Origin of the sequence: Fibrobacter sp. UWB5 (genome assembly GCF_002210295.1) — a bacterium.
Classification (GTDB): domain Bacteria; phylum Fibrobacterota; class Fibrobacteria; order Fibrobacterales; family Fibrobacteraceae; genus Fibrobacter.
The window spans coordinates 97,517-124,009 of record NZ_MWQH01000009.1 but is presented as its reverse complement, the minus strand read 5'-3'; the positions used below and the strand labels follow the sequence as shown (position 1 = coordinate 124,009).

The following is a 26,493-nucleotide window of genomic DNA, read 5'->3' as shown; positions in this document are numbered from 1 at the left end:
GAAAATTTTTAGGAGTTTATTATGTGGTTTGGAAAAAGCATAATGACAAAACTCGGCCTTGTCATGGCCTTGGCGGTACCCGCATTTTCGGCGGATGTTGAGCCGTTTCAATTTGCGTCTTCAATAAATGGGACTGATACCACGTGGAGTACAAACCACGATAAAAATCAGGCGTACTGGAATCTTTTGATGAAATATAAGATGTTCGGTACAAATGGTATTACTTTTGAAGGATATAAGATTGTAATTCCGGACTCGTCAGGATGGTTTGGCACCGCAAAAGGTGATTTCCTTTCTAAAAACCCGTGGCACCATGTGGGTGGTCCGATCTTAATTGGCGGTGACATGTCCTTTACGAGTGGTGATGGTGCTGATTCCATAACCACAGGTCCTGTCCGTGTTACAGGAAAAATTACTGTTGAAAATAGAAATCCTGTGAACATGGCCAATGGTATTCATTGTGTACAGGGTTCTGTTGATTCTGACTACGAGAAAGATATTAAGGGTGCCAAATATATTGGCGGAGCATATTCGAATTGTCCTGACAGCATTGTTCCTCAGATTGATCGTACTTTGTCAATTCCGAGAGTTGATCCTACTGCATCGAAAAATGTGGGGAGCGCTGTCGTTGTTCAAAATGGTGGCGTTGCGTATATTGATGTCCCCTATACGACGGATGATGAAAGCATGTATGATTTGTACATCCCGTCTATTACATTTAATAATAACGGTCACTTGTACATTCGTATGCAGAAAGGCGGTCGTTTGACAAGAATTTTCCTTGAAGATGGCTTTAAGGATTTTAAGTCAGGCAACTCTATCCAAATTATTTATATGGATGGAAACGATGCGTCCTTTAGTGGATCTTCATGGAGTGGTCATGGAACAGTTGTGTCTAATAAAGATACAACTGGTAAGGGGTACAGCTATAGTGGCAACTTGCTCTTTTATACAAATAAAGTTATTAGTTTCCCTGCTATGAATCCGGGTGATACCATCCAAGGTTCATATATTACTACGGCGTCGATTGATGTCCATCAACATATGGTTCTTGCTGGACAATTGCTTGCTAATTATATCTCGGTTGATGCTGAATTTGATGGATCTGGCTTCCTTTATGTGCCGTTTGACCCGGATGTTATTGACCCGACGGCTCTTGCTAAAGGCCGCTTCCCTGAAAATGGAGTAGATGTTGAAGTTCCCATCCAGCTTGATTCTAATGCTCAAGTTAATGTTCATTTCAAGTACTGCTTTGATTTGGATATGAACCAAAGTGGATATGCTGATAAGGATGACTTTAATGTTCCTTCAAATGGAAAATTCCCTATTTGCTCTAAGGGCGAAAAGGAATCGGTTGAAATCTTGATGAACACTCTCGTTCCGACGAAGGAAACGAAAGTCTATATCAATGTGGCTAAAGATACCAGAAAGGAAGGTGACGAAAAGCTTGTTTTGAGAATTTCTGACCTGACTGGTGCTGTGATGCCAGATAAACTTCGCGAAGGTGCGTTTGAGTTAACTATTGTCGACATGAATGGCCCTGAATTTAATGATAAGGTGTCCTCATATAATGTTAATGAAAATACGGCTGCAACGACTGTATTTGCAACCATTCCGGTCAAGAATGTAGATATCGATGCTGCTGATATTAGCAAGTTCAAACTTATCGTTGGTGGTACTGATGCTACGGCGGCCAAGAAGTTGTTTGATTTTGAATTGGTGAAATTGGAAAATAGCACTGATCCGACTCTTTATGATTCCGCTTATGTAAAGATGACTGTTAAGACAGCAGATCTTAACTACGAAGCTTTAACGCAGACTTCGTTCAAACTGACGCTCAGCTTGGAAAATGACGGCAAGATTACAGACGCTTCTGATCGTACCATCAATGTGATTGACGTGAACGAAAAGCCTGTCCTGAATGATACAACGTTGAGTGTTGCTGAAAATAAGCTGAAGGGTACTATTGTTGGCACAATCGCTGCGAATGATCCGGATACCAAAAATGTTGACAAATATGGATATCTGCAATATTCCTTTATAGATGGTTCTAGCTTGCCGTTCACGATTACGACAAGTAACAACAAGGGTACCATTAAGACGAAAGTCGATTCTTTGGATTACGAAACGACACCTGGTCACAAGTATGAATTCGATGTTAGGGTTACCAACTGTGAAAAAGATGATAGTGGAAACTTGACGAACAAGTGCCTTTATGACACTGCTCATGTGGTTGTCAATATTACCGATGAAAATGAACCTCCGGTTATCATTGATGATGGCAAAATTTATGATATTGATGAACATACGCCGACAAGTCCTACCGTGGTAGATGCTATCGTCGGTAAGCTTGAAGTCAAGGACGTTGATGGCGCAGATGTCGCATCGAAGTTGGTTGTTTCTTACGTTGTAAACGACGATGCTTCCAGCGGTCCGAAATTTAAGGATTTGTTCTATGTGCCTGATCACGTGATTGCTGATGACGGCAAAATGTGGCTGGTTATTGCCGTCAAGGATCCTACCATTCTGGATTACGAATCCATCAAGTCTTCTTATAGCATTACTATGACTGTAAAGGATCGTGGTGGTGCTTCCGGTTCCAACACGGTTACTGTTAAAAAGAAGATTATCATCAACGACGTCAACGAAGCTCCTGCAATCACGGGTGTCCGTGGCGAAAATGATGGTCTTCCTACTGGCGAAACAAGAGACGCTCTTACTCTGTATCCGGTCGAAAACCTGCCTGTGAACGCCTCGATTGGTGTTGTTCAGGCTTCGGATCCGGACTTCAAGAATCTTGATAAGTTTGGTCATTTGGAATACAGGATTATTGCTGATCCTGCTAATCCGGTTCCGTTCACAATGAAGGGTAATACGGATTCTACCATCTACGTGAGCGACGCTTCGAAGATGAACCACGAAGACAATATCGTGTACACCTTCGATGTGGAAGTCGCAAACTGCTTGAAGAACGCTACGACGGGCAAGTACACCGAACATTGCTTGGCTGACACGGCCAAGATCACCGTGAAGATCCAGAACGTTCCGGAAGATCCGAAAATCAATTGCTTTACGGACGATACGCCTCAGCAGTGTAAGGTATCCGACGTGTACGAAAATACCGCTGTGGGTAAGCTCGTTCATGCATTCCAGATTACGGACCCGGATAAGGGCCAGATTACAAGCATGACTGCCAAACTTGTTGACAGGAAGAGCGGTGGTGTGGCTGCAACCTACTTCCAAGCCGTCACAAATGGTGACTCGTTGAAGATTGTGGTGAAGAGCGGTATCAACTATGAAGCTCTCCCCAAGGACACCATCTTCAATGTAAAGTTGACTATTACCGATGCCGATAACAAGACTGCTTCTTTTGACTACAGAATTGACCTCGTCGACGTGAACGAAGCTCCGGTGTTTGCAAGCAAGAATACGACGATTTCTGTGAAGGAAAATACGCCGAACGGCACTGTGGTTGGCAAGTTGCCCGCTTCTGATCCGGATACCTTGCATGTCAAGAAATACGGTCATTTGGAATACTCTATCATCGACAGGGTTGCAAACAACATCCCGTTCGATATGGATTCTAACAAGATTGTCGTGACCAATGTCAATGCTTTGGATTACGAAGCTCTGCAGCCGACTGCAAAGTTCGAATTCAAGGTCCTGGTGGCAAACTGCGAACTGAATTCTTCGACGGGCAAGTACGATGGCTCCTGCCTCTATGACACCGCCAATGTCTCGCTCTCTGTGACTGACGAACCTGAAAAGACAGTCATTATTCCGGACTGCGAAGGTCCTGATTGCGAAGTCTGCGTAGGCGAAGGCTGCGGCAAGGACGATGTGGATTCTCTCTGCATTGCCTTCTGCGACACTACGAGCCGTGGCGACAAGGGCGACTCTGTCTTGACGGTCATGGTCTATGAAAATTCTCCGACGGGCTACATGGTGCTCAACTATGTGGTTTCTGACGAAGACGTCGGAACCGGTCATACGGACAAGTTCGAAGCTTCTATGAAGAATACGAACAACTCCGGTCTCGATTCTCTCTTCAAGATTGAAATGAAGAAAATTGATGGCCACTGGAGGGTTGTCGTCTCAGTAAAGGATAAAGACAAACTTGACTACGAAAAGATCAAGGAACTCCATAAGTTGACGATTTATGTTAGCGATCCTGATGACCCGGCTGGCATGGGCGATTCCCTCCGCCGTATCATTAAGGTTGTCGACAAGAACGAAGCCCCGAATGCTAAGGATGCTACCATTAAGCCGAATGAAAATCTGCCGAAGGGTACGGTCATCGGTAAGCTCGAAGTTTCCGAACCGGATACCAAGCATGTCAAGAAGTATGGCCACTTGGAATACTCCATTATCGGTAAGGACGAAACCTTCGCATTCGTGATGGATTCCAATAAGGTCGTGGTGAATGATCCGTCCAAGATGGATTACGAACTGGCTGTTCATGATTACACGTTCGATGTTCTGATTGCAAACTGCGAACTGAATTCTTCGTCGGGCAAGTACGATGGCGCCTGCCTCTATGACACCGCCAATGTGATTGTGAACATTCAGAACGTCAACGAACCGCCGACCATTGTTATTGATGGCCCGGATGATCCGGATGGTCATGACGATTCTGATTCTCTCTGCATAGCCTTCTGCGACACCACGAGCCGTGGCGTTACGCCGACCGATACTTTGACCGTGGGCGTCAAGGAAAATCCGGATAATCCGAATGGTACCAAGAAGATTATTACTCCGACGGGTATGGTCTTGTTCCAGTACCATGTGGTTGATGAAGATACCGGCCATGTTGCTGGTGCAAAGGTTACATGGTTTGATGTCGGTACGACTATCCCGGGCGTGGCCTTGAAGGGCTCTGACCTGTTTAAGATCGATTATAAGAATTCTGTGATTACTGTAACCGTCAAGGATGAAAAACTCCTGGATTACGAAACTCTCAGAAATGCAAAGACTCGTAACGATCCGGATCCGGAATATACGATGGGTATTGTCGTGACTGACCCGAATGGCATGGCCGATACGCTCTACCGTACCATTCGCGTGACGGACGAAAACGAAAAGCCGCTCTTCGAAGTATGGCCTCTCGTGATTACCGAAAACAACAATATTGGTGATTCTCTCGGTCACGTGGAACACCCGAGCGATATTGACTCCTTGTCTAGGAACTCGGATCTTTATGATAACGGCTTCAAGATGACGGGCGGAAATACCGAACTGTTCCAGCTGGTAAAGGACTCTACGGACTTGATGCGTGTCATGCTTCTCGCAAATGTCAAGCTTGACTGCGAAAACGGCGAGTATGTTTGCGGTCAGGATTCCGCATACTGGGTGGAACTGGTTTACGGTGACACGACTCTTAAGACTGTTTACACAGACTTGAAGGTTCCTGTCAAGTTGATCGACTTGAATGAACCTCCTGAGATTTTGACCGATACGCTTGGTGTCGATGAAAACTCTCCGAAGGGTACTCCGCTCGACACGGTCAAGTGGTTTGATATTGACCGCTTCGATACGGTGATGAGCTTCAAGATTGTTGAGGATCCGACGGGTTGCTTCACGATCGATAGCAAGACTGGCCTTGTGACTGTGAAGAAGGACAAGTGCGCTGGCCTTGACTACGAAAAGAACCCGACCGTTACGGTCCGCGTGGCTGTCACCGACATGGTGGGCATCAAGGATACGGAGATGATTTCCGGTGGTCCGATTACCATCACGAAGGAAATCACGGTGAATATCCACGATGTGAACGAACCGCCTTCTATTTCGGACAAGACGATTGCCGTTCCGGAATCTACCACGGTCTGGACCGTTATCGATACGGTGAAGGCTACGGATCCGGATAAGAAGAAGGAATACAGCCAGCTGACCTACACGATTGTGGACGGCGATTCTGCAGTGTTCATGGTTGACCCGCATACGGGTGCCGTGATCCTGAAGGACACCTTGGATTACGAAGCCAAGAAGAGCTACGTGATCTATGTCCAGGTGTACGATGGCGAATTCGCCGACACCGCCAAGGTCAAGATCAATGTGACCAACGTGATTGAATATACCGATGTGGTTATTACCAAGTACGACAATGTCGACTCTACTTGGAACTACCCGGATACGGTCTATACGAACAAGAAGAACGGCACGATTACCTGGCGTCAGGACGACGAGATCGTCTCGAAGGATACGGTCCTGAAGAAGGGTAAGAATGTCATCGTGATTTCTTACAAGAACCCGACGAAGGACAAGGCTGGTGCCGATACGGTCGTCATCATGTTCAACGACGAAGTGCCTGTTGTCGAAGTGACTGCCAACCCGACGCATGTCAAGGCCGAAAACGTGTTCACGATTGTTGAAGATATGGGCGATGCCGATACCAACATCTACGTGAACAAGGAACGCGATTCCGTGTACGTGCACGTGAAGGATCCGGCCAACAAGCGCGATACGTCTTTCGCTCTCGAAGTGAACCTCGAACCGGTGAAGGTGCCTGACGCAACGTTCAGAAAGATGAACGAAATCGCAGACAGCAAGCTGATGCTCGACGAAACTCCGACTGGTCCGGTGACACGTTCTCCGGTGAACGGCAACTCTGAAAAGGTGTCTTACACGCAGCTTGTCGGCGGCGATACGGTGACCGTGTCCTACATTGTCGACAAGGACGGCGAACCGGTCAAGGCCTCGGTGATCAATTCCAAGGGCAAGACCGAATCTGTGGAAATCATCACGGTTACCTACAAGACTGTGGTGGATGACCAGGAAGTGGAAGTCTCTTACATCGCTGACGCCTTGACGGGTGAAATCCTCGCCAAGGGCCCGAACGGTGAACTCATGTACCAGGGTGCTTCTTCGAAGGGTTCCAAGTCCGGCAAGGGCAAGGATTCCGAAAAGAACTCCAACGTGAGCGAAGGTATCTTCTCGGTGACCACGGTTAGCATCGATGGTCTGGGTATGCCGACGGTCGTGTCTTACGCTGTCGACGAAAAGGGCAACATGGTCAAGAACGCCGAAGGCGACATTGGCTACGCTGTGACCTACACCTACAAGAACATCTACGGTAACTTTGCTACCGAATCCGTGTTCATCGTGCTTGACCAGACGACTCCGACTGTCGAAATCCTTTCTCCGGTCACGTACTCCATCGTTCGTTCGAACTTCGTGGAAGTCAAGTGGACCGTGAACGGTGTCGAACAGGATTCTCTGACGATCCAGGGGCTTGAAAAGGGACCGAACATCATCGTGCGCTTCTACCGCGACAAGGCTGGTAACGAAGCCTCTGATACGGTGTCTGTCATGATGAAGGATTCCAAGAGCGTGAACATCGCTGTGGAACAGCCTGTTACCGAAATCGACAAGGATAAGGTCGAAGAATACTACTCTGTGAACCCGCCGAAGAAGGGCGAAACCTTCGCAGTGAGCATCAAGAACCCCTCTACGGGCAAGGAAGTTGAAACCTTGATCGGTGGCAGCTTCAAGACCAAGGATGGTAGCGGCGAAGAACCGTATCCGGGAATGGATGAAGGTCACTTGGGCCCGACTCTCGCTCTGGATATCAAGTTGCCGGTGATTGTTCCGAAGGCAGGTTACGGTACCGTTAGCGGCCTTGCCACCTTGGATGATATCGTTGTGTCTGACGGCATGATTCCGCTCGAAGGTGTGGATGCCGATAACGCCACCAAGATCTCTGTCGAAGAGTACGTCGAAAAGTACTGCGAAGACGGCGTCAAGATTCCGAGCGATATCAGTCAGTTCAACCTGTACGATTCCAAGTTGCATGCCAAGATCTGGGTGTACACCTCTCTAGGCAACTTCGTGGATTACTTCAACTTCAAGCAGGATTTGAACGACCCGAGCTTTACCGACGAAGCAGGCGTGCTCAACCTCTACTTCGAACAGAAACCGGACAAGAACGGCTTTGTGAAGGCTGATAACGGCAAGCAGTACGCTACTGGCGCCTATGTTTACAAGGTTGAAGCCACTATCCGTTCGAAGCTCCGTTGTACGCTCCCGTCTTCTGACTTCAACGCCAAGCAGTACAAGGAAACCGGCGACGGCTTTGGTCCTTCTGCAAAGCGTAAGGGCGACGTCATCAAGAATAGTGACGAACTCCTGAAGTCCTTCGGTTATCGCCGCCCGAAACACTAATCGCGGCAAATAACCCCTGAAAATCAAGTGTTAAAAAGACCCCGGCTCGGCCGGGGTTTTCTGTTTTTTACATACAAAAAGTGTATCTTTTACCCCATAAATCCAAGGAATTAGAAATGGAAAAACATCAAGGTTCTTTCGCTTTTTATGGGGTCGTTTTTTCGCAGGTCGCTTCGACCACGTCTCTTGTTGCCCTCTTGGAATTGGTGCTTAACCGTTTGCATTTGTTTGAATCGAGCGACAGTTCGTTTATAGTCCTGCACCTCTTGATTCTTTTGCCGTGCGTGCTGCTTGTAACGCCCGCCGGCTATTTCTCGGACAAGTATCCCAAGGAACGCGTGTTGCGCATTACGTCGCTGCTTATGATCCCGGCTGTGGGCGTGTTCGGTGTGGCGGCGTATATCGGAAGTATGACATTTGTGTTTGCGGCTGCGGCCCTTTTCTTTGTGCTGCAGGCCATTGCCTCGCCGGCAAAAAGCGGCTACCTCAAGGAACTGGTGGGCGTGCGCATGCTTGCAAATGGCGCCGGCCGCTTTACGATCGTTACCTTCGTAAGTTTGCTGTTGTCTGCTGCGGCGACCGCGGTGGCGTTTGAACAGATTGCTCCGCAGACGCTTGACTTTGCCCACTTGATGCAGGGCGTGCTCCCGATTATTGCGGGCATTGCCGTCGTGGAACTCCTTGGTACCGTGTTCGCATTTGCAATCCCCTCTATTGGCGCCTACGACGCCGAAATGAAGTTCCCCTGGAGCCGTTACTACAACTTTGCCTTTACCCGCCGCAAGTTCAAGAAGGCCTGGAAGAACCGTGCGCTCCGCCAGTCGATTATTGGCCTTTCGATGTTCTGGGTCATGATCTTCTTGCTGCTGTTCATTGTGCAAGACATGTTCGGTTCGGGGTCGCTGTTCGATAAGGACTTGATGGCGAACTATGCGATTGTGGGGACGATTGTGGGCCTGGTGCTCGGTTCCTACTACGCCATGCGCATGTCCAGGGCCTTTATCGAAATGGGCCTTATTCCGCTGGGAACGGCCGGTGCTGCCGCCTTGATCTTGATTATTCCGTTTATTCCGCGCCCCTATAATGCGATTGCTTTTGCCTTGCTCGGTTTCTGTGGCGGTTTGTATGCGCTTCCGATGTTTGCGATGCTCCTGTACAATACTAAGCCGCGTTCGGCTGGCCACGTGCTTTCGATTAGCAACGCGGTGCAGAACATTTGCATTATCGCTTTTGACGTGCTTTTGATTGTGGCGCTCAAGTACTTGAAGTTTGAGCGCATGGACCTGTTCTTTATTCTGGGCATTTACTGCTTGGCCGGCACGGTGTGGGCTCTTTGGGCCATGCCGCATACATTGCTCCGCCAGTTGCTGCGTTCCGCGCTTTCGATCCACTACAAGTTCTTGGTGTCGGGCGTGCAGAATATTCCGTGGGAAGGCCCGGTACTGTTGGTGGGTAACCATATCTCGTACATTGACTGGGCGCTGATCCAGATGGCAAGCCCGAGACCCATGCGCTTTGTGATTACGCGCCGACCGTATGAAAAGTGGTACGTGCGTCTGCTGCTTTCGCAGATGAAGACTATCAACCTGGATATTTCGAACCCGGCTCCTGCAATGGAAAAGGCGCGCCATGCCCTTTTGCGTGGCGAAGCGGTGGTGATGTTCCCCGAAAATGCAATGACTTCGACGGGTAACATGAACCGCTTTAGGCTGGATTATTCGGCGGCGATTCGCGATGTGCCCAAGGTAAAACTGCTGCCGTTCTACGTGCAGGGCCTGTGGGGCAGTTCGTATTCCATGGCCGATGCGGGCTTCAAGGATTTGGTGCATTCGGGCGGACGAATTGTGACGGTTGCTTTCGGTAACGAACTCCCGCTCGAAGCAGACCCGGTAACGATCAAGCGTGCTGTACAGGAACTTTCTATTACCGCTTGGGAAACATACATCCGTAAGCTCCGTCCGGTGGCTTCTGCCTGGATCCGTACGGCAAAGAAGGTGGGGAGTGGTCCTTCGGTGTATAGCCCCGACGGCAAGCACTTGTCTGCCCATACGCTTACGACTGCAGTTCTTTCTTTTGCGAAGGTTATTGATAAATTAACTATCGGCGAAAAGCAGGTGGGTGTGTTGATTCCGCCTTCGGGCCCGGGCATTATTGCCAACATGGCATGCCTTGTGCGCGGCAAGACGGTCTACAACCTGAACTACACCAATACGCCTGAAACCATGGACTATTGCTGTGGTGTTGCCGATGTCAAGAGCATTATTACGGCCAAGGTCTTTGTCGAGAAATTGAAGCAGAAGGGCATTAACATGGACATTCTGCTTTCGAAGTACAAAGTGTACTATATGGAAGACCTTAAGGAGATGATTCCGAAGAGAACCATGATTCTCAACTTCTTGAGAGTACTCGTATTGCCGGCCTGGTACCTGGAATTGCGTTTCTTCAAGAAGGTCACGCTTGACGATGTGGCTACGGTAATCTTTAGTTCGGGCTCCGAAGGTAGGCCGAAGGGTGTGGAACTCACGCATTACAACTTGATGGGTAATATCAAACAGTGCGAAAGCGTTTTGAATCCCTGCGCCGATGACGTGTTCCTGGGTTCGCTCCCGCTGTTCCATGCATTCGGTTTTTCGATTACGACGATGCTTTGCCTTGTGGAGGGCGTGCCGGTGGCCACCTGTCCCGATCCGACCGATGCAAAGCTTGTGTCGCGCATTTGTGCTCAGTTCAAGGTGTCGTTCATGGTGGCGACGGGCACGTTCCTTCGCATGTGGGGCGTGAACCGCGCCGTGCATCCGCTGATGTTCTCGAGCGTGCGCCGCATTTACGCCGGTGCCGAAAAGATTCGCGAGGATGTTCGCCAGCTTTACCGCACCAAATTCAAGCTTGAAATCTTTGAAGGCTTCGGCTGTACCGAAACGACTCCTGTGGCAGCCGTGAATACCAAGGACGTGTTGATGGACGACTACAAGACGGTTCTGGTGGGCAACAAGCCGGGTACCGTGGGCGCACCGCTGCCGGGTACGCAGTTCCGCATTGTGGATCCCGATACCATGGAAGAATTGCCCATTGGCGAAGACGGCCTGATTTTGATCGGTGGCGCCCAGATTATGAAGGGTTACCTCAAGAATCCCGAAAAGACGGCGCAGGCAATTGCGATTATCAATGGCCGCCGCTGGTACAAGACGGGCGACAAGGGCCATGTAGACGAAGACGGTTACTTAACCATTGTGGACCGCTATAGCCGTTTTGCAAAACTCGGTGGAGAAATGGTAAGCCTCGGTTCTGTGGACTTCAAGATTTCGGAAACGACGTTCTTCGAAGGCGTGGACCACTTTACGGTGGCCGTGCCCGATGGCTCCAAGGGCGAAAAGATTGCCCTGTTGTTTGCGGGCGATATTTCTGAAGACGAGGCCAAGGACAGGCTCAAGCAAGTGGGACTTCCGCCGCTGATGCAGCCTTCTTACGTGCTCAAGCTCGATGATTTGCCCAAGTTGGGCTCCGGAAAGTGCGATTTCCAGACCGGCAAGAAGATTGCCATGGAAAGATTGGGACTTAAAAACGATTAGAGGTTGGTAATGGGTATTGAGGAACGTTCTACATTGGTTTATTCTACCGCATTGGGGGGCCGTGTCAAGCAGGAAAAGCCCAAGGCGGAGCGTCCGCAGGGCGATGGCGTGGTAAGAATCCAGCTCAAGCGCCTCGGGGGCGGAAAAATGGCCAGTGTAGTGACTGGCGTGCCGCTCGACGAAGCCGAACTCAAGGAATTGGGCCGCGAACTTAAGCAAAAGTGCGGGGTAGGCGGCTCGGTCAAGGATTTTGTGATCGAAATCCAGGGCGACAAGCGAAATTTGCTTAAAACCGAGCTTGAAAAGCGCGGTTATACGGTGAAACTCGCCGGTGGCTAAAAAAAGCCTGTTTAGGGCTTGATTTATATCACCTCGTAAAAAAAAGTAATGCTTTTTGCGTAAAAAAAGAATATCTTTTTACTTGATATAGAAAGGGGCTAATGATGGTCAGAGTTTCCATTTCAAGTAAGACATTTTTACGCTCGATGATGATTCTTGCCGTAATGCCGGCAATGGTATTTTCTGCGACAGCGGTCGGTAAAGTCCGTATGGCCTTGGGTGAAGTGGACCGCTGGAAAGCTAAACAGAACGAATGGATTCACATTAAGACTGGTGCCAAGGTGTATCAGTCCGACAAGGTGCGTACGGGTGTCGAATCCGAAGTCGTGTTCGGACTCCCTGACGGCAGCTCCATTATGATTGGCGAAAACACCATCGTCGAAATGGAAAAACTCTTTGAACCCAACGACGAAGGTGGCTTTGAAACTAAGATCGATGTCGAAAAAGGTTTCTTGAACTTTGCCGTCCATAAACTCAAAAACAAAAAATCCAAGTTTATCTTTAAGACCGGAACCGCAACCGCATCGATTCGCGGTACCGAAGGTTACATTGGCGGCGAAGGCGTGTTCTTTGCTGGCCTTAAGACTGGTAAGCTCGAAATTACGCCCGCAGGCTCTGACAAGCCGGTGTTTATCGGCGCTGGCGAAACCACGTTCGGGACGGATTCCCTGGTGGTCGTAAAACTGGCCTCTTCGGGCGAAGCCCGCTTTGCCAAGCGCTTGAGCAAGATCTTGGCAGACAAATCCAAGTCGGTGAAGGACTTGCAGACTGAATTGCAGAAGGCCGACTCTACCTTCCAGCAGGAACTGCGCGAAGAAGCCCAGAAGGCGGCTGCAACGCTTCCGGCAGATGGATTTATTCTGACCACGACCTCTCCGGTAGAAATCTGCGAAGGCGGTCTTTCGGTCGATGGTTCTTACCGTACCTCTGACGAAAATGCATCGCTGATCTTGACGGTGGGCAAGGGTTTTACTTCCGAAAACTTGATCCGCGCCGCTGACGGCAAGGCTCACACCTTCTCTGAAAAGATTGCCATTAGCGACGAAAACGGCCTCTGGACCGCTGACAAGGCAACGCTTGAATTCAAGGGCGCCGGCCTCACGAATTCCAAGACGATCGACTTGCAGATCAATAAGGCTTGCTCCGAAGTCAATACCAAGGCTCCGACCGCCGCCATTTCGTCTTACGACTCCTTGCACTGCGTTGCAAACGTGTCGGTGGGCGACATGCAGAACGATGCTGCCGTGATGGCCATTGAATCGGACGGTAGCCAGATTTCGGAAGAAACGATTACCAAGAATGCCCAGAAGAGAGTTAAACTCCAGAATGGCCGCCACGAATACGTCGTTCGCGTCGAAGACCAGGCCGCCAACAAGGTCGAACTCACAAAGACCATGGGCTGCTATCCGAACAAGCGATTCACGATTGATGTCTTTGGAAAGCCTCGAGAAATCTTGAAGGTTCCGCCTCCGCCGCAAGATATTCCTGATCGCATTTCGCAAACGCTCCAGTTTAGAATCCGGATTCCTGAAAACGATCCTGAATACTTGAGCAAGGTGACAGTCCGGTTTGACGGAAAGATTATCTTGCAGGAATCGTTGACACAGATTCATACTTTGGATTACCAGATTCCGTTAATGGTTTCGCGAACTGCGAAGAACCATGTAGATATCGAAGTCGTCCACAAGAGTGGATACACGGCTAGAGCTAAGAAGGATTACGAGGTGCGTTGATGAAGCTAAGGGTTTGGACTTCAACCGCAATATTTATGGTAGCACTCCATGCGAGTGCTTTTGCCGTTGAAGGGGGCACGCTCGAAAAGAGTGTCATAGGCGGTACACTTACCGGATTTTTAAAGAAAGACAACTCACCGTATCTGGTGAATGAAACCATTGTCGTGCCCGAGGGGAAGGCGCTAGTCGTCGAAGCGGGTACGGCTCTTTATTTTTCCGAAGGGACGGGGCTTGATGTCCGTGGTGGCTCGGTTGCCATTATGGGCGAAAAGGGTAACACGGTGACCATGACTTCTGCCGAAGATGGCAAGTTGTGGAACGGAATTACGGTTACGGGTGTCAAGCGCTCTGAAATTCAGGGAACCCATATCGAAAACGCCATGTTCGGCATTGCGGTCGAAAGCGGTTCGCTCGATGTGCGAGACGGTGTTATTTCGAATGCGGGCCGTGCGGGCGTGTTTGTGCGCAACGGCTCTGTGGCCCTGCAGTGGACTCGAGTCGAAGACTGTATAAATGTCGGTGTGTGGGCAACGCACAGTGCCGAGATCGATATTGACGCGTCTACGCTTTCGGGCAACCATGTGGCCCTCTTTGCAGGCGAGAATTCGACTGTGAACCTAATGCGTACGCAAATCGACATGAATGAAGTCGGTATTGTTGATTTAGGCAACAACGTTCTGACGCAAAGAAATTCTACCGTAGAAAACAACGAAGTCGCTTTTGTGGCCGAAGATATCCCGCCGCAGGATATTCGCCCGGCATTGGAGGACAATTCGAAACTGTTTGCGAGAAACGCTTCCGAATACAAGAATGACCTTGGTGAAGAACCGGTGAATCCGTATGCCGACGCTGCCAAGTATGCGGGCAACATGAAGGAGTCTCAAGATTCATCATGGAGCATTTCGGGTAACGTGGGCATTGAACTGGGTTACCACAAGGTGCTGACCCGCCACAATTCTTCGGCCGAAGATTATATTTCGCAAGACGATACGATCAAACCTGGTGAACGTTATATCAACTACTTCCAGGTTCCTGGATTCTTTACGAACTGGAACGCAAACCTGTTGATGAAATCGCCGACGGGTGCGACATTCGAGGTGGTGACCGATATTTCGAGCGATGCATGGGACCACTTTAAGGTTTACCAGTTCCAGGCCAGTTATACCGATGACATGCAACACTTGGTGTTGGGTGATTTCTATACGAACGCTGGCGAACTTTACTTGGCGGGACTACATGCCTTTGGTGCAAGCTATGATATGAATTTGTTCAAAAATTCAGCCAATGACCCGATGTTCATGGGCTCTGTGTTCATGGGTGAAATGAATGCCCCCAAGACGGTGGGCGAACGCAATTACGACGTTTACCAGGATTACGTGGATGACGGCGAAGCCGAAGCCCAGAGAATGGTGGGTGGCGGAAAGGTCCGCTGGAATATGCACCGTCGCTTTAACGGAACCTTGGGCTTTGTGGCAAGTAAGGATTATCTGGAAGACCCCTTCTTGAGAGACGGCATGGACCCGAACACGAATACCGCAAAACCGGTGGTGTCTTCGAGAAACTTGTTCGCCGATGGAAACTGGCTGTTTTATCCGGGTGATATCAAGCTGAATGGCCAGATTGCAGTGGGTGCTGCAGATACGCTGAATGCGGCCAAGATACGTGCCGTGAACCAGGTGTTCTCGGAAGCTGGGCTTGATCCGTCTAATTTTGCTTTGCTCAACAAGTTGATGAGCAATGTGAACGAAGTGAATTCGCTCAGCAGAAGAAAGCTGGAACAGATCTTCGGTGAAAATTCGATGATGACTCCCGCTGAAATGCGCGAAGAATTGAAGAGGCTTTTGAACAAGGCTCGTGAGGTCGCCAAGACGATCCATACCGATGACATTGCTCCGACGAGCGGTGAATTCTGGGGCCATGAACATTGGGCATTCTCTGGTGCGTACCAGTGGTCGAATCCGCGTACTTTTGTGGAAGGTTTCTTCAGGTATGTGGGGAGCGAATACTACAGCGCCGGTTCCGAAGACTTGCTGCAGAATTCCCGTATGCTCGGCGGTAACTTGAAGCAAAAGATTTACGACTTCTGGAATTTTGGATTCGGTTACTGCTTGAATGTCGAAAACGCTGCTGGCCAGGGTAACGATTACAATTTATTCGGTATGGGCGAAGGTACGCAGTGGGGACTCCCGGGCGCGCACACCAACTGGCTCAAGGAACATGAACAGGATCCTGTAAGAACGCTCTACATTCATGATGGTTACGTGAAGAACGATTTTAAGTTGAACGACAAGATGGGTCTTACGTTCAAGTATGCCTTCAATTACAGAACGCGTAGCACGCCGCAGCGCCTGTACGCCAACTATTCTGCCCTTTCGGGCATTTATAACGATCCGTGGTTCGAAGAAATCAAGGGTCGCCCGTCGATGAAGGTTTTCAACGGCGTTGACACCATCAAGATCGACTCTGCCCGCTGGGCCGATTACTACGCCTTGGCCGATGAACCTTATTTGGCGACCCAGTTCACCGAAAAACTGATGAAGCATACCCTGGAATTGGGCTGGTCTTACAAGATGCCGGAACATGTGCTGAACATCGGCGGTGTGTTGGTGGTGTTTACGGACATGTCTGAATTCGAACAGGACCGCTTGCTTTCTCGTTTCCAGTTCAAGTACCAGACTTACGGCATTCTCGGTTATTACCTGCATGGCAGCGACTACTTGGAACAGCGCTATCCGATTTCTTTGACGACGACGCTCGAAGGAATTCGCAATACGGTTTCCTTGACGCCTAGGTACAAGATCTACAACCGCAACGACATGAGCGAATTCGAATGGACCTTGATGGATAACCTGGAAATGGAACTCAAGCCGGATTTCCTGGACCTTACGCTGTCGGGTAGCCTTCGCCAGAACCTGTTGAGCTACGAAATCATGAACCAGGATTACGACGAAATGGAATTTGACCTTGACGCCTCTGCAAAGCTGCGCATTCATCATTCTCCGGCGTTGTATTCTGACTGGACCATTGGTACGCTCCTGAACTACCGCCCGGATAGCAAGGCCGACCAATATAAAGATTTCTACATAATTGCGGCCTTGAATTACGAGTTCTAGCTAACCCAAACAAAAAATTACGCTTTTTTTAGGGATTTTTTCGAACTATAGCAAAGAATTTGCTATAGTTCGTTATCATTAGGGATGGATTTGGAATATGCGCGGTTGCAGCGGTAAACAGATATGTATACAAGGGAGCTAGAGAATAGTATTATGAATAACTATTCTTGTCATATGAAGATTCCTGTTCGCTACAACCATGTCGGTTATGCTCCCGACGCGGCAAAGATTTTCTTTGTGAATCCGCAGGAGTTTAAATCCGCCAGCGAAGGCCCTGATTCCTATAAATTCCGTGTTGTAAGACGCTTGCATTGCGATGATATGTCGACCATGTGGGAAGGCTCTCTGGTGGAGGGTTCTTTTGAACATCATGGCGTTTGCGAATATACCGGCGAAACCCTTTGGTCTGGTGATTTCTCGGGTGTTTCTCAAACGGGAATCTTTTTTATCCAGATTTTGAAGAAAAATGTTGCCGAAAAAGAGGCTTTGGTTTTTGAAACCGAACCTTTTGAGATTTCGACGGAATGGCTTTACCGCCAATTGCTCGCTAACATCAAGTCTTTTTATTACCAGCGTAGCGGTGTAGACTTGACTCCCGATTTTGCGGGCAAGTGGGCAAGGCCTGCGGCTCACCTGGACGATTGCATTGGGTTCCATCCGAGTATGAATCGCGAAGGAACTTGGAATGCCCACGGTGGTTGGTACGATGCCGGCGATTATGGCAAGTACATTGTGAATGGCGGCGTGTCTGTTGCGACGTTGCTGCTCGCTTGCGAATTGATTGCGGATTCCGCGAGCGACAATCGCGCCTACAAGGCCATCAATTCGGCTGATCCGGTGGTTGGTCCCGATGGTCGCAAGATGTACAGCTTGATGGACGAAGTCCGCTTTGAACTTGAATTCTTCTTGCGCATGCAGGACAACGATGGCGGTGTGTTCTTTAAGGTGACGCCTGAACATTGGGACGGCTTTGTTTCTCCTAAAGATTCCGACATTTTGCAAAAGCGCATGATTCTGGGAAAGTCGACGACCTCAACGCTGAATTTTGCGGGCTCGCTTGCAGCCGCTTCGCGCGTGTATCGCAAACGCGATACGGCGTTCGCAGAACGCTGCCTGCAAGCCGCGGTAAAGGCCTACAATTGGGCGGTGTCGCGCCCGTTTGAAGATTGGCCGCATAATACCGAAGGCAGTGGCGGTTACGGCGACGAACATGCCGAAGACGAATTTTTCTGGGCCCGCGCGATGCTTTACCGCGAATTGCTGGCCCGCGGCGAAGCGGTGGAAGGCCTTACCGCCGAAAGCTTGCGCCCGCTGCTCCTGGAAGACATGACGATAATTCCGCCCAAGTCTTGCCTGGACTGGCGCGATACCCAGAATTTTGGCTGGATTGCGCTCGCCTTGCAAGATAAGGACGAAGAATTCCGCATTTCTGCCCGCACCACTCTTGCCATGACAGCCCGCGAAATCATTGACTTGCAGAGATCCGACGCTTACGGCATTCCCGTGCGCCGGTTCATTTGGGGGAGCAATGGCGATATTGCAAACCACGCGCTGACGCTTGCAATCGTAAAGCGCTGGGCTCCTAGCCTGGGCGGTATGTCGCTCGATTTCTGGTGCCGCGAACTGGTGAATTACATTTACGGACGCAATCCGGTAGACGTCAGTTTTGTGACGGGCTCTGCCTGGAGTTCGCCGAAAGAACCGCACCACCGCTTGAGCCATTCCGATGGCGTGGAAGAACCGATTCCGGGACTTTTGGTGGGTGGCATCAACAGCGACCGCCAGGACATGCACCGTACGCCGAATGTGGTGCCGCATTATCCGGGTGAAGCTTCTGGCTTTTCATATACGGATGAACGCATCTCGTTTGCAAGTAACGAAACGGCCATTAACTGGAATGCGCCGCTTACTGCAGTGCTCGCGTTGCTTTGCACCGAATAATAGTTCTGTCCAATTGAAACAGGTTGCTTAGCCTGTTTTATTTTTTGCTGGAATCTTTTTTAGAGTCAGATTCTTTTTTCTGTTCGGATTTCTGCTCTGACTTGGTAGAATCTTTTTTAGCGGAATCCTTCTTGTCAGAATCCTTTTTGTCGGCTTCTTTCTTGTCAGTTTCTTTTTTGTCGGATTTAGCGGATTCTTTTTTGGTGGTGTCCTTGACGATCGTGTCCTTGGCGAGCGTATCCTTGGGGAGTTCCACCGGTTCTTCCAACTTTTCCTTGACCTTCGGAAGCAGCGATTGCAAATCGACTACGGGATTCTTTTCGGCTTCGTATTCCTTGGCCGAAACAATGGGCTTGTAGTAGAAAGAATCGGCTTCGGTGAGGTTGCCTGCCGGGAGCAAATCGAAATAGGAGGCGGCGAGCGATAGCCAGTTGCGGAGCCATTCCTTGCGGGATTCGCGGCTGGAATACCAGGAATCCGCGTTATACTGGTAGTGGTGAATATCAGTGGTCAGGTAAACCGGAGATTCGCCCGAGAGTACGTTGAAAATGCGCTTGACGCGGTGCGTGGCGGCGGCTCCTGTAATCAGCAAGACGGTGTCGGCATTGTGCTGCTTGAGCCAGGGGATAATGGTGTAGGCTTCGCCGATTGTTGAAGGGTCGTCGTGTCGAGCGATATAGACGGCGTTGCTGTCGAAGCTGCCGAGGCGCATAAAGTCTTCGAGATAGAATTCGGCGTTGCTGCGGTTGCGGAGAATGCGGCGACCGAGTATGAGCACGGAATCGACCTTTCCGCTTGCCATGAGTTCGGCGGCGAGGTCAATGCGTTCCATGTCGGCGGATTGACCGTCTAGAACCACGGCCCACTTTACATGTTCGAATTCATCGTCATCGACAAGCCAGTGACCGCTTCGTGTCATGACCATGTAGAAGACGATTATCAAGAAAACGAAAGCGGCAGCGACTGCGCTTAGGATGATTTTCTTTTTCTGAATCTGTTTTTTGGTGGGTAGCTTAGCCAATTTGAGCTCCTTCGGTGCGGTAAAGCGCCGCATTTTCGCCATCGGCGTAATATTTCTTGCGAATTCCGAACAAATTAAATCCGTGCTTTTCGTAGAAGTTGCGTGCCTTGATGTTGTTCTCGCGGACTTCTAGAAAGCAACAGTCGGACTTGTCTAGATCGAGTTGCGAAAGCCCTGCATGCAATAGCTGCGTGCCGATTCCCTTGCGCTGAGCGCTGTTGCTTACGGCAATCGAGAGCAGTTCGGAATCTGCGCCCAGCAAGTGAAATACGGCGTAGCCTTCAATGGCGCCTTCGCTTTCGTAAACGACGGCGTAGGTGTAGGGCGCCTTGATTTCTTGTTCGTATTGTCGTTCGTTCCAGTCCTGAAACGCAAGTTCGCCCTGAATCCTCAGTACGGCAGGAATGTCGGCGGAATTCATTTTGCGAATGGACATGGCGCAGTTCCTAGAGGTTTTGGGCAAACTCAGTGCAATTTTTCGAAGTACGACGGTTGAATGTAGTTTGCTTCTTGCATCAAGCTCGGGGTGACCGAATCGAACAACTTGGCCCAATCGCTTAGTGGGCGGCCTTTGTCGAGAACCGTCGCGGCTCCGATTTCCTTGAATACGGCAGGCAATGTTTCGTCGGCGAGGACGGCCTCGTCTACGACGACGGTCTTTACCGGATTTGCCTTGAGGGCGTCGACCACTTGGGCGGTCTCGATAAAGCTTTCGTTGTCGGCAAGGCGCAGGTACCAGTAGCCTTTGCGGGCGCGGATGACAACTGCCGCATTTTCGGGCGCGTCGGCAAAGCAGGCGAGGGCTTGCAACGTAGAAACGCCGTAGAGCTTGCGCTTGCCGCTAAAGCTTAAGCCTTCGCAAAAGGCGACTCCCGTGCGCAGTCCGCTGAAAGAACCGGGGCCGAGCGTCACCATGACGCGAGTGACCTGGTCGAGGGCGGCGCCTGCCTTTTCAAGCAAGACGTCGAGCATGGCAGACGCGGTTTCTCCGCGCGCCGCCTCGTCAATGGATTCAAAGTAACGGGGGTCGGCGGCGCCCGATTCCAGAAGCGCCATCGAGATTCCCTTGCGCGAAGTATCTACAAATAAGTCGAACATAGTTAGAATTTAGAACTTAGAGTTTAGAGCTTAGAACTTAGAGCTTACCTTTGGCCACTTAGTGCTTTAGCACTTAGGTGGACATGGCCACCTTTAGGTGGGAACTTAGAAGAGTTTTTCTTATCTAAGCTCTACCAACTAAGTTCTACCAACTTTATCTTTTGATGTAGAGGCTCTTGTCGATAATCAAGTCAATCAGCTGGCTGTAAGTAATGCCATTGCAGGCAGCCTGCTGCGGCAAGAGCGACGTGGGAGTCATGCCCGGGAGCGTGTTCGTTTCGATAGCGAACAACTGCTTGTCCTTGGTGATGCGGACGTCGGTACGGCTGTAGCCGGCACCGCCCAAGGCGTAGTGGGCGTTCTTCACGAGTTCCTGGATGCGGGCCGTGAGATCCGGGTCGAATTCGGCCGGAGTGACTTCCTTGCATTCGCCGTTGTACTTGGCTTCAAAGTCGAAGTATTCGCGGGTGGTCATGCGCATTTCGGTCGGCGGAAGCGGCTTTTCGCCTTCGATGTAACCGCAGCTGGCTTCTTCGCCGGCAATGAACTTTTCGCAGAGCAGGCGGTTAGAATCCTTGAACAGGTCCTGGGCAATCTTGCCGGCTTCGTCCAAGTCCTTGGCGATACCGATACCGATGGAGGAACCTCCCAGCGGGTCCTTGATCACCAGCGGAAATCCGAGCTCGTCGGAAACGGATACGAGCGTGTCGCCGGTGAAGTCATGCTTCCAAATCACGCGGTACGGCGGAGTCGGAATGCCGTTAGCCTTATAGATTTCCTTGGACTTCACCTTGTCCATGGCAAGGGCTGATGCGAGGAGGCCGCAACCGGTGTACGGGATGCCCCAGTTTTCGAGCAAGGCCTGAATGTGGCCGTCTTCGCCCCATTTGCCGTGCAGGGCGAGGAAGGCGATGTCGGCATCGGGGAGTTCAGAAAGGGCGGGGCTCTTCTTGCAGTTTGCGGCAGTGCCTTCGAGTCCGCGGAAGTAGTTCACCGAGAAATTGTCCTTCTGGTAGGGGGAAAGTTCGCGGGAAGACCAGTGCCAGGTGCCGTCTTTGTCGATGAGCACCGGGTGGATGTTGTAACGGTCCGGGTTCATGGCACGAACAACGCCGGTGCCACTGACAACGGAAACATCATGTTCGGTGGACGGGCCACCCATTAAAACGAGTACGCGCAAACGAGCCATTATAAACCTCTTTAGTAAAAATCTTTGTGAATAATGTAGTAAAATAGTAGAAAGAAGGCGGTAGACGATGGTTAATGTGAAATGTGAGATGAGTAATTAATAATGGACAATGGATAGCTCATTTTACATTCCACATCACTCATTCCACATTTTTTAATAAACTAGGTTGCCTGTATTGCAAAAGGTTTGTATTTTGTAGGTATAGAGAGGTATATGTATGCGAGTTTTCGTTACAGGTGGAACTGGATTCATAGGCCACTACGTGGTCAAGGCCCTTCTGGAAAAGGGTCACGAAGTCGTGATTGCGACCAGGCACCCCAATAAGGTCCCGACACTCAAGGCAAATTCCAATGTCTCGTTCGTGGAATGCGCCCTGACCGATTTTGACCTGATGGCCGAAGGACTCCAAGGCTGTGACGCCTGCATCCATATTGCCCTGGGCTGGGGCGATACCCCGAGCACGATGCTTGCTAACGATACCCGCGCAACGGTGATGCTGCTTGAAAATGCGGCAAAGGCCGGTTGCAAGAAGTTTATTTACACCAGCAGTACCGCGGCAATGGGCCGTATGCGCCCCTCGATGCGCGAAGTGACGAGCAACTTGCCGATGGACCTTTACGGTGCTACCAAGGCCGCTGGCGAAGCTTTTGTCTTGGGTTTTACCCATGGCTATGGAACGCAGTTCCCCGAAGTCAAGATGACCCGCAACATTATTCGCCCGGGTTATACGTTTGGTAACCCCGCCTGGCCCGATGGCTGCTCTCAGCCGGACCGCCGATTCTTCTCGATGGCGCAGGCTGTCAAGGAAAACCGCGACATCAATATCATCAAGAATGACGGTACGCAGTTCATTCACGCAAGCCAGCAGGCTCAGCTTTACCTGAGCGTGCTTGAATCCGACAAGAACGAAGAAATCTTCCTCGGTCTTGGCGAAGTTTGGATGAGCTGGAAGGAAATCGCCGAAATGATGGTCTCGATGAAGCCCGGTTGCAAGTCCAAAATCATTGAAACGGACCTCGGTTGGGGCGATGAACCCATGCTCTTTGACGTGAGCAAGATCCAGGAACAGTTCGGGCTCGCCTTTGATGCTCACGAGTTCATGCTCGATCACGTCAAGTGGACATATAACCAGATTTAATTTGGCTTTAGACGAAAATAAAAAAGGCGAGAGCAAATGCTCTCGCTTTTTCTTTTAACCGCAGCGGGTCTTTGTCGTGTCTATTCCGATGTAGTCGGGATAGTCGTTGTCAAAGCAGGCGGCGCAGTAGTTTTCGCCTTCGCCGGTACATTCCTTCATGCCTTCGACGCTTAGGTAGCCAAGGCTTTCAACGCCGAGCATCTTGGCGATTTCGGCAGGCGTCATGGAGCTTGCGGCAAGTTCGCCCTGGCTCGGGAAATCCATGCCGAAGAAGCACGGGTGTGCGACCGGAGGCGATGCAATGCGGATATGCACTTCTAAAGCACCGGCATCGCGCAGCATCTTGGAAAGGATCTTGAGCGTGGTGCCGCGCACGATGGAATCTTCCACGACGCAGACGCGCTTGTTCTTGAGCACGCCTTCGATGGGGTTGAACTTGAGTTTGACCTTCTGTTCGCGCACGTTCTGCGTGGGGTCAATGAAGGTACGGCCCACGTAGTGGTTACGGAGCAGGCCGATTTCAAAGCGGATACCGCTCGCCTGGGCGTAGCCGAGCGCGGCGGTAGTAGCGCTGTCGGGTACCGAGATCACGATGTCTGCATCCACCGGGCATTCCTTGGCGAGCTGCTTGCCCATTTTACGGCGGACCTTGTCGCAGCTCTGTTCGAAAATTTTGGAATCGGGGCGGCTAAAGTAGATGTATTCGAAAATGCAGTGGGCCAAGCGGTCCTTTTGCACGAAGCGTTCGGAGTGCAGCCCGTTCTTGGTGATGGTCAGGAATTCGCCGGCCTGGATGTCGCGAATATAGTGAGCGCCCAGCAAGTCGAAGGCGCAGGTTTCGCTGGCAACGCACCAGGCTTTACCCATGCGTGCAAGCGACAGCGGGCGGAATCCGAATCCGTCGCGGGCCACATACATGGAGTCTTTGCTAATGAAAACAAGGCAGAAACTGCCGGTAAATTTCGTGACGGCCTTCTTGATGGCTTCACCTAGGTCTGCGGCCTCGGTGCGCGCGATTTCGTGCAGAAGAATTTCGGAATCGGATGTCGTCTGAAAAATATGGCCGTCGGCTTCCATTTCGGCACGGAGCTCGGCGGCGTTAGTGATGTTTCCGTTGTGGGCGACTGCAATCTGGCCCCATTTGCAACTCACCAGAATCGGCTGCGCGTTGGCAAGCGTTGAGGCGCCTGTGGTGCTGTAACGCACGTGGCCAATGCCTGCAAAGCCGTCAAATTCATTGATGTCGTGTTCTCGGAGAAGGGTCGATACAAGTCCCATTGACTTGCGGACGCGAATCTTGTCTCCGTCGGTGACCGCGAATCCGGCACTTTCCTGCCCGCGGTGTTGCAGGGCGTAAAGCCCCATGGTAATATTCCTTACGACAGTGTCGCCATTGTAAATGCCGATCACGCCGCATTCTTCGTGCAATTCGTCGAGCATAACGCCTCTTTGAAATGTATGCTTCCCCTACCTCGAAGGTCACAGCCCACCCAGACGGGTGCAAGCAAGGAAGCGGCCGCCCTTGTAAAGCAAAAAATGTGCCATTTTGGCGATTTTGGCTTAAAAACGCCAAAATTCAAATTGCAAAACAAGAAGGTTTTACAACTTGTGTAAAACCTTCTTGTAAAACTTACGTTTTGTGTAAAAGAGTCTTATGCCTTGTCGGACTTGTCCAACGAGGAATCAACCGCTGAAAGCAGGCCTGTGTAGGGTTCGCTGCTTTGTAGCAGGTGGGCCTGGTTCTTGAGCTTGATTTCCTTCATTTCGGGGGCGAAGTAATTCTTTTTCTGTTCGTTGCTCATAGTGTCCTCCTTATTTCACTAAAACTTTCTTGCCGTAGTAGGCACCGCGGGCTTGGTGTGTGCCGTTCAGCTTGCGGCCCTTGAGGTCGTAGTTACGGTTCATCTTGAATTCGCCGGTGCGTGTATCGATGCGCCCGATAACTGTCGTGTGTTCGTTGCCATTGGTACTTTCGACGATGACTACGTCCATGGTGGCGGGGCGTTTCGTTTCCTTGAATTCGGGACCGAAAATGTCTCTGGTAAATATGAATGCGCGGAAGGGTGGTATTGCGGCTCCGGTACCAATTTTGACGAACTGGCCTGCTGTTTTAAAGTTTTCTGTGACTTGATCGTTAAATCCATAAATGTTGTCACCCGCAACATGCTCTGATGTAAATTCTAAGAATTCGTCGTTGCCATTAAAAAACCAAAGACCACTACTGCTTACAGTATAGGAGTTATTTGACTTTATTTCTACTGCACCTTTAATTTTAAGGGTATCGGATTCCATCTGAATGAGATATGGCCTGTAAGCTTGGATTTCTACTTGGCTGATATCTTCGGCTCCATCTTTTAAGTTTTGAACTTGGACTTCCATTTTGCCGTTGACTTCTTCGACACCTCTGAAATAGTAGATATTCTTGACTCCGCTGAGTTGATTCAACTTGGCTGAAAAGGGGAGCATAATCGTGGAGTATCCGTTTGCTGAAAGAGGGAACTTTCTTTCGAAAACGACGGAGTCAACTGTTTTAGCTTCGACTTCGCCGATGGAACCGTAGTAGTCGCCGTCGATGAATGCGATTGTTTTTCCGTCTTCGGTGATGTATCGGATGGCGGGATAATCCTTTTTCAACATGAGCGTGTTGTTATAGGCGTATAATTCGTAACCAGTTGCTGTTCCTGTGACATGTCTGAAGATATTATTGATGGCGTCTTTGGTAACGTATTCCGATTTTGTGGAAAGGGCAATCTTCGGATTTTTGTCAGACAAAGGTTCTGCGATGTTCAGGTTGATGATGGCATCGCTTTTTAATTCGCCTACAATATTGATTTTCTTTCCGTTGGACAGGACGATTGCGTCGGTCTTGTAAAAATGAGGATTGCCGGAAATATCGATGTCTTCGAAAGCTTCTACGGCGTAGTTTACATAGATTGACCCACCGGAAATGGTCACCTTGGAGCCTTTGTTTGCGATGATGCCTCTGTTGTTTGCATCAATTGAACCACCCTTCATGTTGACTTTTGAACCGGCTTGGGCTACAATCCCTATATCACTGGCGTAAATCATTCCTCCGCCTATTTTAAGGTCTCCTTGTACGTTAATGACCGGATCTACATCTTTATTAGATCGGATAAATCCCTTTTGCAGGAACATGGCGCCATTGACTAAAATTGCAGGAGCATTATTTGTATT

14 protein-coding genes are annotated in these 26,493 nt (G+C 50.1%); 7 read left to right on the top strand and 7 right to left on the bottom strand.

Features of this window, described 5'->3' with window-relative positions:
• Positions 1-189 precede the first annotated feature (189 nt).
• From B7989_RS12055 to B7989_RS12030, 6 genes are all read left to right on the top strand, one after another.
• Positions 190-8,157 (top strand): cadherin domain-containing protein, encoded by a 7,968-nt coding sequence (locus tag B7989_RS12055; RefSeq protein ID WP_158212916.1) that lies wholly within the window; start codon positions 190-192, stop codon positions 8,155-8,157.
• A 116-nt stretch (positions 8,158-8,273) separates the two neighbouring features.
• Positions 8,274-11,726 (top strand): MFS transporter, encoded by a 3,453-nt coding sequence (locus B7989_RS12050; RefSeq protein ID WP_088628729.1) that lies wholly within the window; start codon positions 8,274-8,276, stop codon positions 11,724-11,726.
• A gap of 9 nt (positions 11,727-11,735) precedes the next feature.
• Positions 11,736-12,065 (top strand): translation initiation factor, encoded by a 330-nt coding sequence (locus B7989_RS12045; RefSeq protein WP_073317374.1) that lies wholly within the window; start codon positions 11,736-11,738, stop codon positions 12,063-12,065.
• A gap of 101 nt (positions 12,066-12,166) precedes the next feature.
• Positions 12,167-13,798, top strand: a complete 1,632-nt coding sequence (locus B7989_RS12040; protein WP_088628728.1) for a FecR domain-containing protein — start codon at positions 12,167-12,169, stop codon at positions 13,796-13,798.
• Positions 13,798-16,911 (top strand): right-handed parallel beta-helix repeat-containing protein, encoded by a 3,114-nt coding sequence (locus B7989_RS12035; protein ID WP_144265051.1) that lies wholly within the window; start codon positions 13,798-13,800, stop codon positions 16,909-16,911. Before B7989_RS12040 ends, B7989_RS12035 begins: the two co-directional genes overlap by 1 nt.
• A gap of 174 nt (positions 16,912-17,085) precedes the next feature.
• Complete coding sequence (locus B7989_RS12030; RefSeq protein ID WP_088628726.1) at positions 17,086-18,852, top strand: glycoside hydrolase family 9 protein; 1,767 nt, start codon at positions 17,086-17,088, stop codon at positions 18,850-18,852.
• Positions 18,853-18,889: 37 nt separating this feature from the next.
• On the opposite strand, the gene B7989_RS12025 is transcribed toward B7989_RS12030, so the two are convergent.
• From B7989_RS12025 to B7989_RS12010, 4 genes are all read right to left on the bottom strand, one after another.
• Positions 18,890-19,873 (bottom strand): YdcF family protein, encoded by a 984-nt coding sequence (locus tag B7989_RS12025; RefSeq protein ID WP_088628725.1) that lies wholly within the window; start codon positions 19,871-19,873, stop codon positions 18,890-18,892.
• Positions 19,866-20,309: a ribosomal protein S18-alanine N-acetyltransferase gene (rimI, locus tag B7989_RS12020; RefSeq protein ID WP_088628724.1), complete on the bottom strand. Its 444-nt coding sequence runs from the start codon at positions 20,307-20,309 to the stop codon at positions 19,866-19,868. Before rimI ends, B7989_RS12025 begins: the two co-directional genes overlap by 8 nt.
• 29 nt (positions 20,310-20,338) lie before the next feature.
• Positions 20,339-20,971, bottom strand: coding sequence for a tRNA (adenosine(37)-N6)-threonylcarbamoyltransferase complex dimerization subunit type 1 TsaB (gene tsaB / locus B7989_RS12015; RefSeq protein WP_088628723.1), 633 nt, complete (start codon positions 20,969-20,971; stop codon positions 20,339-20,341).
• A 154-nt stretch (positions 20,972-21,125) separates the two neighbouring features.
• Positions 21,126-22,160, bottom strand: coding sequence for a D-alanine--D-alanine ligase (locus tag B7989_RS12010; RefSeq protein ID WP_088628722.1), 1,035 nt, complete (start codon positions 22,158-22,160; stop codon positions 21,126-21,128).
• Positions 22,161-22,377: 217 nt separating this feature from the next.
• Here B7989_RS12010 and B7989_RS12005 point away from each other — a divergent pair, with 217 nt between their 5' ends.
• Positions 22,378-23,298 carry an NAD(P)-dependent oxidoreductase gene (locus tag B7989_RS12005; protein WP_088628721.1) on the top strand — a complete coding sequence of 307 codons (921 nt, stop codon included), beginning with the start codon at positions 22,378-22,380 and terminating at the stop codon, positions 23,296-23,298.
• Positions 23,299-23,352: 54 nt separating this feature from the next.
• Here B7989_RS12005 and purF read toward each other — a convergent pair whose 3' ends face one another.
• The 3 genes from purF to B7989_RS11995 all read right to left on the bottom strand — a co-directional run bounded on the left by purF (position 23,353) and on the right by B7989_RS11995 (position 26,367).
• The gene (gene purF, locus B7989_RS12000; protein WP_088628720.1) at positions 23,353-24,738 is read right to left on the bottom strand and encodes an amidophosphoribosyltransferase; all 1,386 of its coding nucleotides are present in this window, start codon (positions 24,736-24,738) and stop codon (positions 23,353-23,355) included.
• Between the two features lie 212 nt (positions 24,739-24,950).
• The gene (locus tag B7989_RS14030; RefSeq protein WP_158212915.1) at positions 24,951-25,100 is read right to left on the bottom strand and encodes a hypothetical protein; all 150 of its coding nucleotides are present in this window, start codon (positions 25,098-25,100) and stop codon (positions 24,951-24,953) included.
• A 10-nt stretch (positions 25,101-25,110) separates the two neighbouring features.
• Positions 25,111-26,367, bottom strand: a complete 1,257-nt coding sequence (locus tag B7989_RS11995; protein WP_144265049.1) for a hypothetical protein — start codon at positions 26,365-26,367, stop codon at positions 25,111-25,113.
• Positions 26,368-26,493 lie beyond the last annotated feature (126 nt).

Bases quoted from the DNA above. Each gene is read 5' to 3' on its own strand.
- B7989_RS12055 (WP_158212916.1), top strand. From the start codon at position 190: ATGAAATATAAGATGTTCGGTACAAATGGTATTACTTTTGAAGGATAT.
- B7989_RS12050 (WP_088628729.1), top strand. From the start codon at position 8,274: ATGGAAAAACATCAAGGTTCTTTCGCTTTTTATGGGGTCGTTTTTTCG.
- B7989_RS12045 (WP_073317374.1), top strand. From the start codon at position 11,736: ATGGGTATTGAGGAACGTTCTACATTGGTTTATTCTACCGCATTGGGG.
- B7989_RS12040 (WP_088628728.1), top strand. From the start codon at position 12,167: ATGATGGTCAGAGTTTCCATTTCAAGTAAGACATTTTTACGCTCGATG.
- B7989_RS12035 (WP_144265051.1), top strand. From the start codon at position 13,798: ATGAAGCTAAGGGTTTGGACTTCAACCGCAATATTTATGGTAGCACTC.
- B7989_RS12030 (WP_088628726.1), top strand. From the start codon at position 17,086: ATGAAGATTCCTGTTCGCTACAACCATGTCGGTTATGCTCCCGACGCG.
- rimI (WP_088628724.1), bottom strand. From the start codon at position 20,309: ATGTCCATTCGCAAAATGAATTCCGCCGACATTCCTGCCGTACTGAGG.
- tsaB (WP_088628723.1), bottom strand. From the start codon at position 20,971: ATGTTCGACTTATTTGTAGATACTTCGCGCAAGGGAATCTCGATGGCG.
- B7989_RS12010 (WP_088628722.1), bottom strand. From the start codon at position 22,160: ATGGCTCGTTTGCGCGTACTCGTTTTAATGGGTGGCCCGTCCACCGAA.
- B7989_RS12005 (WP_088628721.1), top strand. From the start codon at position 22,378: ATGCGAGTTTTCGTTACAGGTGGAACTGGATTCATAGGCCACTACGTG.
- purF (WP_088628720.1), bottom strand. From the start codon at position 24,738: ATGCTCGACGAATTGCACGAAGAATGCGGCGTGATCGGCATTTACAAT.
- B7989_RS14030 (WP_158212915.1), bottom strand. From the start codon at position 25,100: ATGAGCAACGAACAGAAAAAGAATTACTTCGCCCCCGAAATGAAGGAA.
- B7989_RS11995 (WP_144265049.1), bottom strand. From the start codon at position 26,367: ATGATTTACGCCAGTGATATAGGGATTGTAGCCCAAGCCGGTTCAAAA.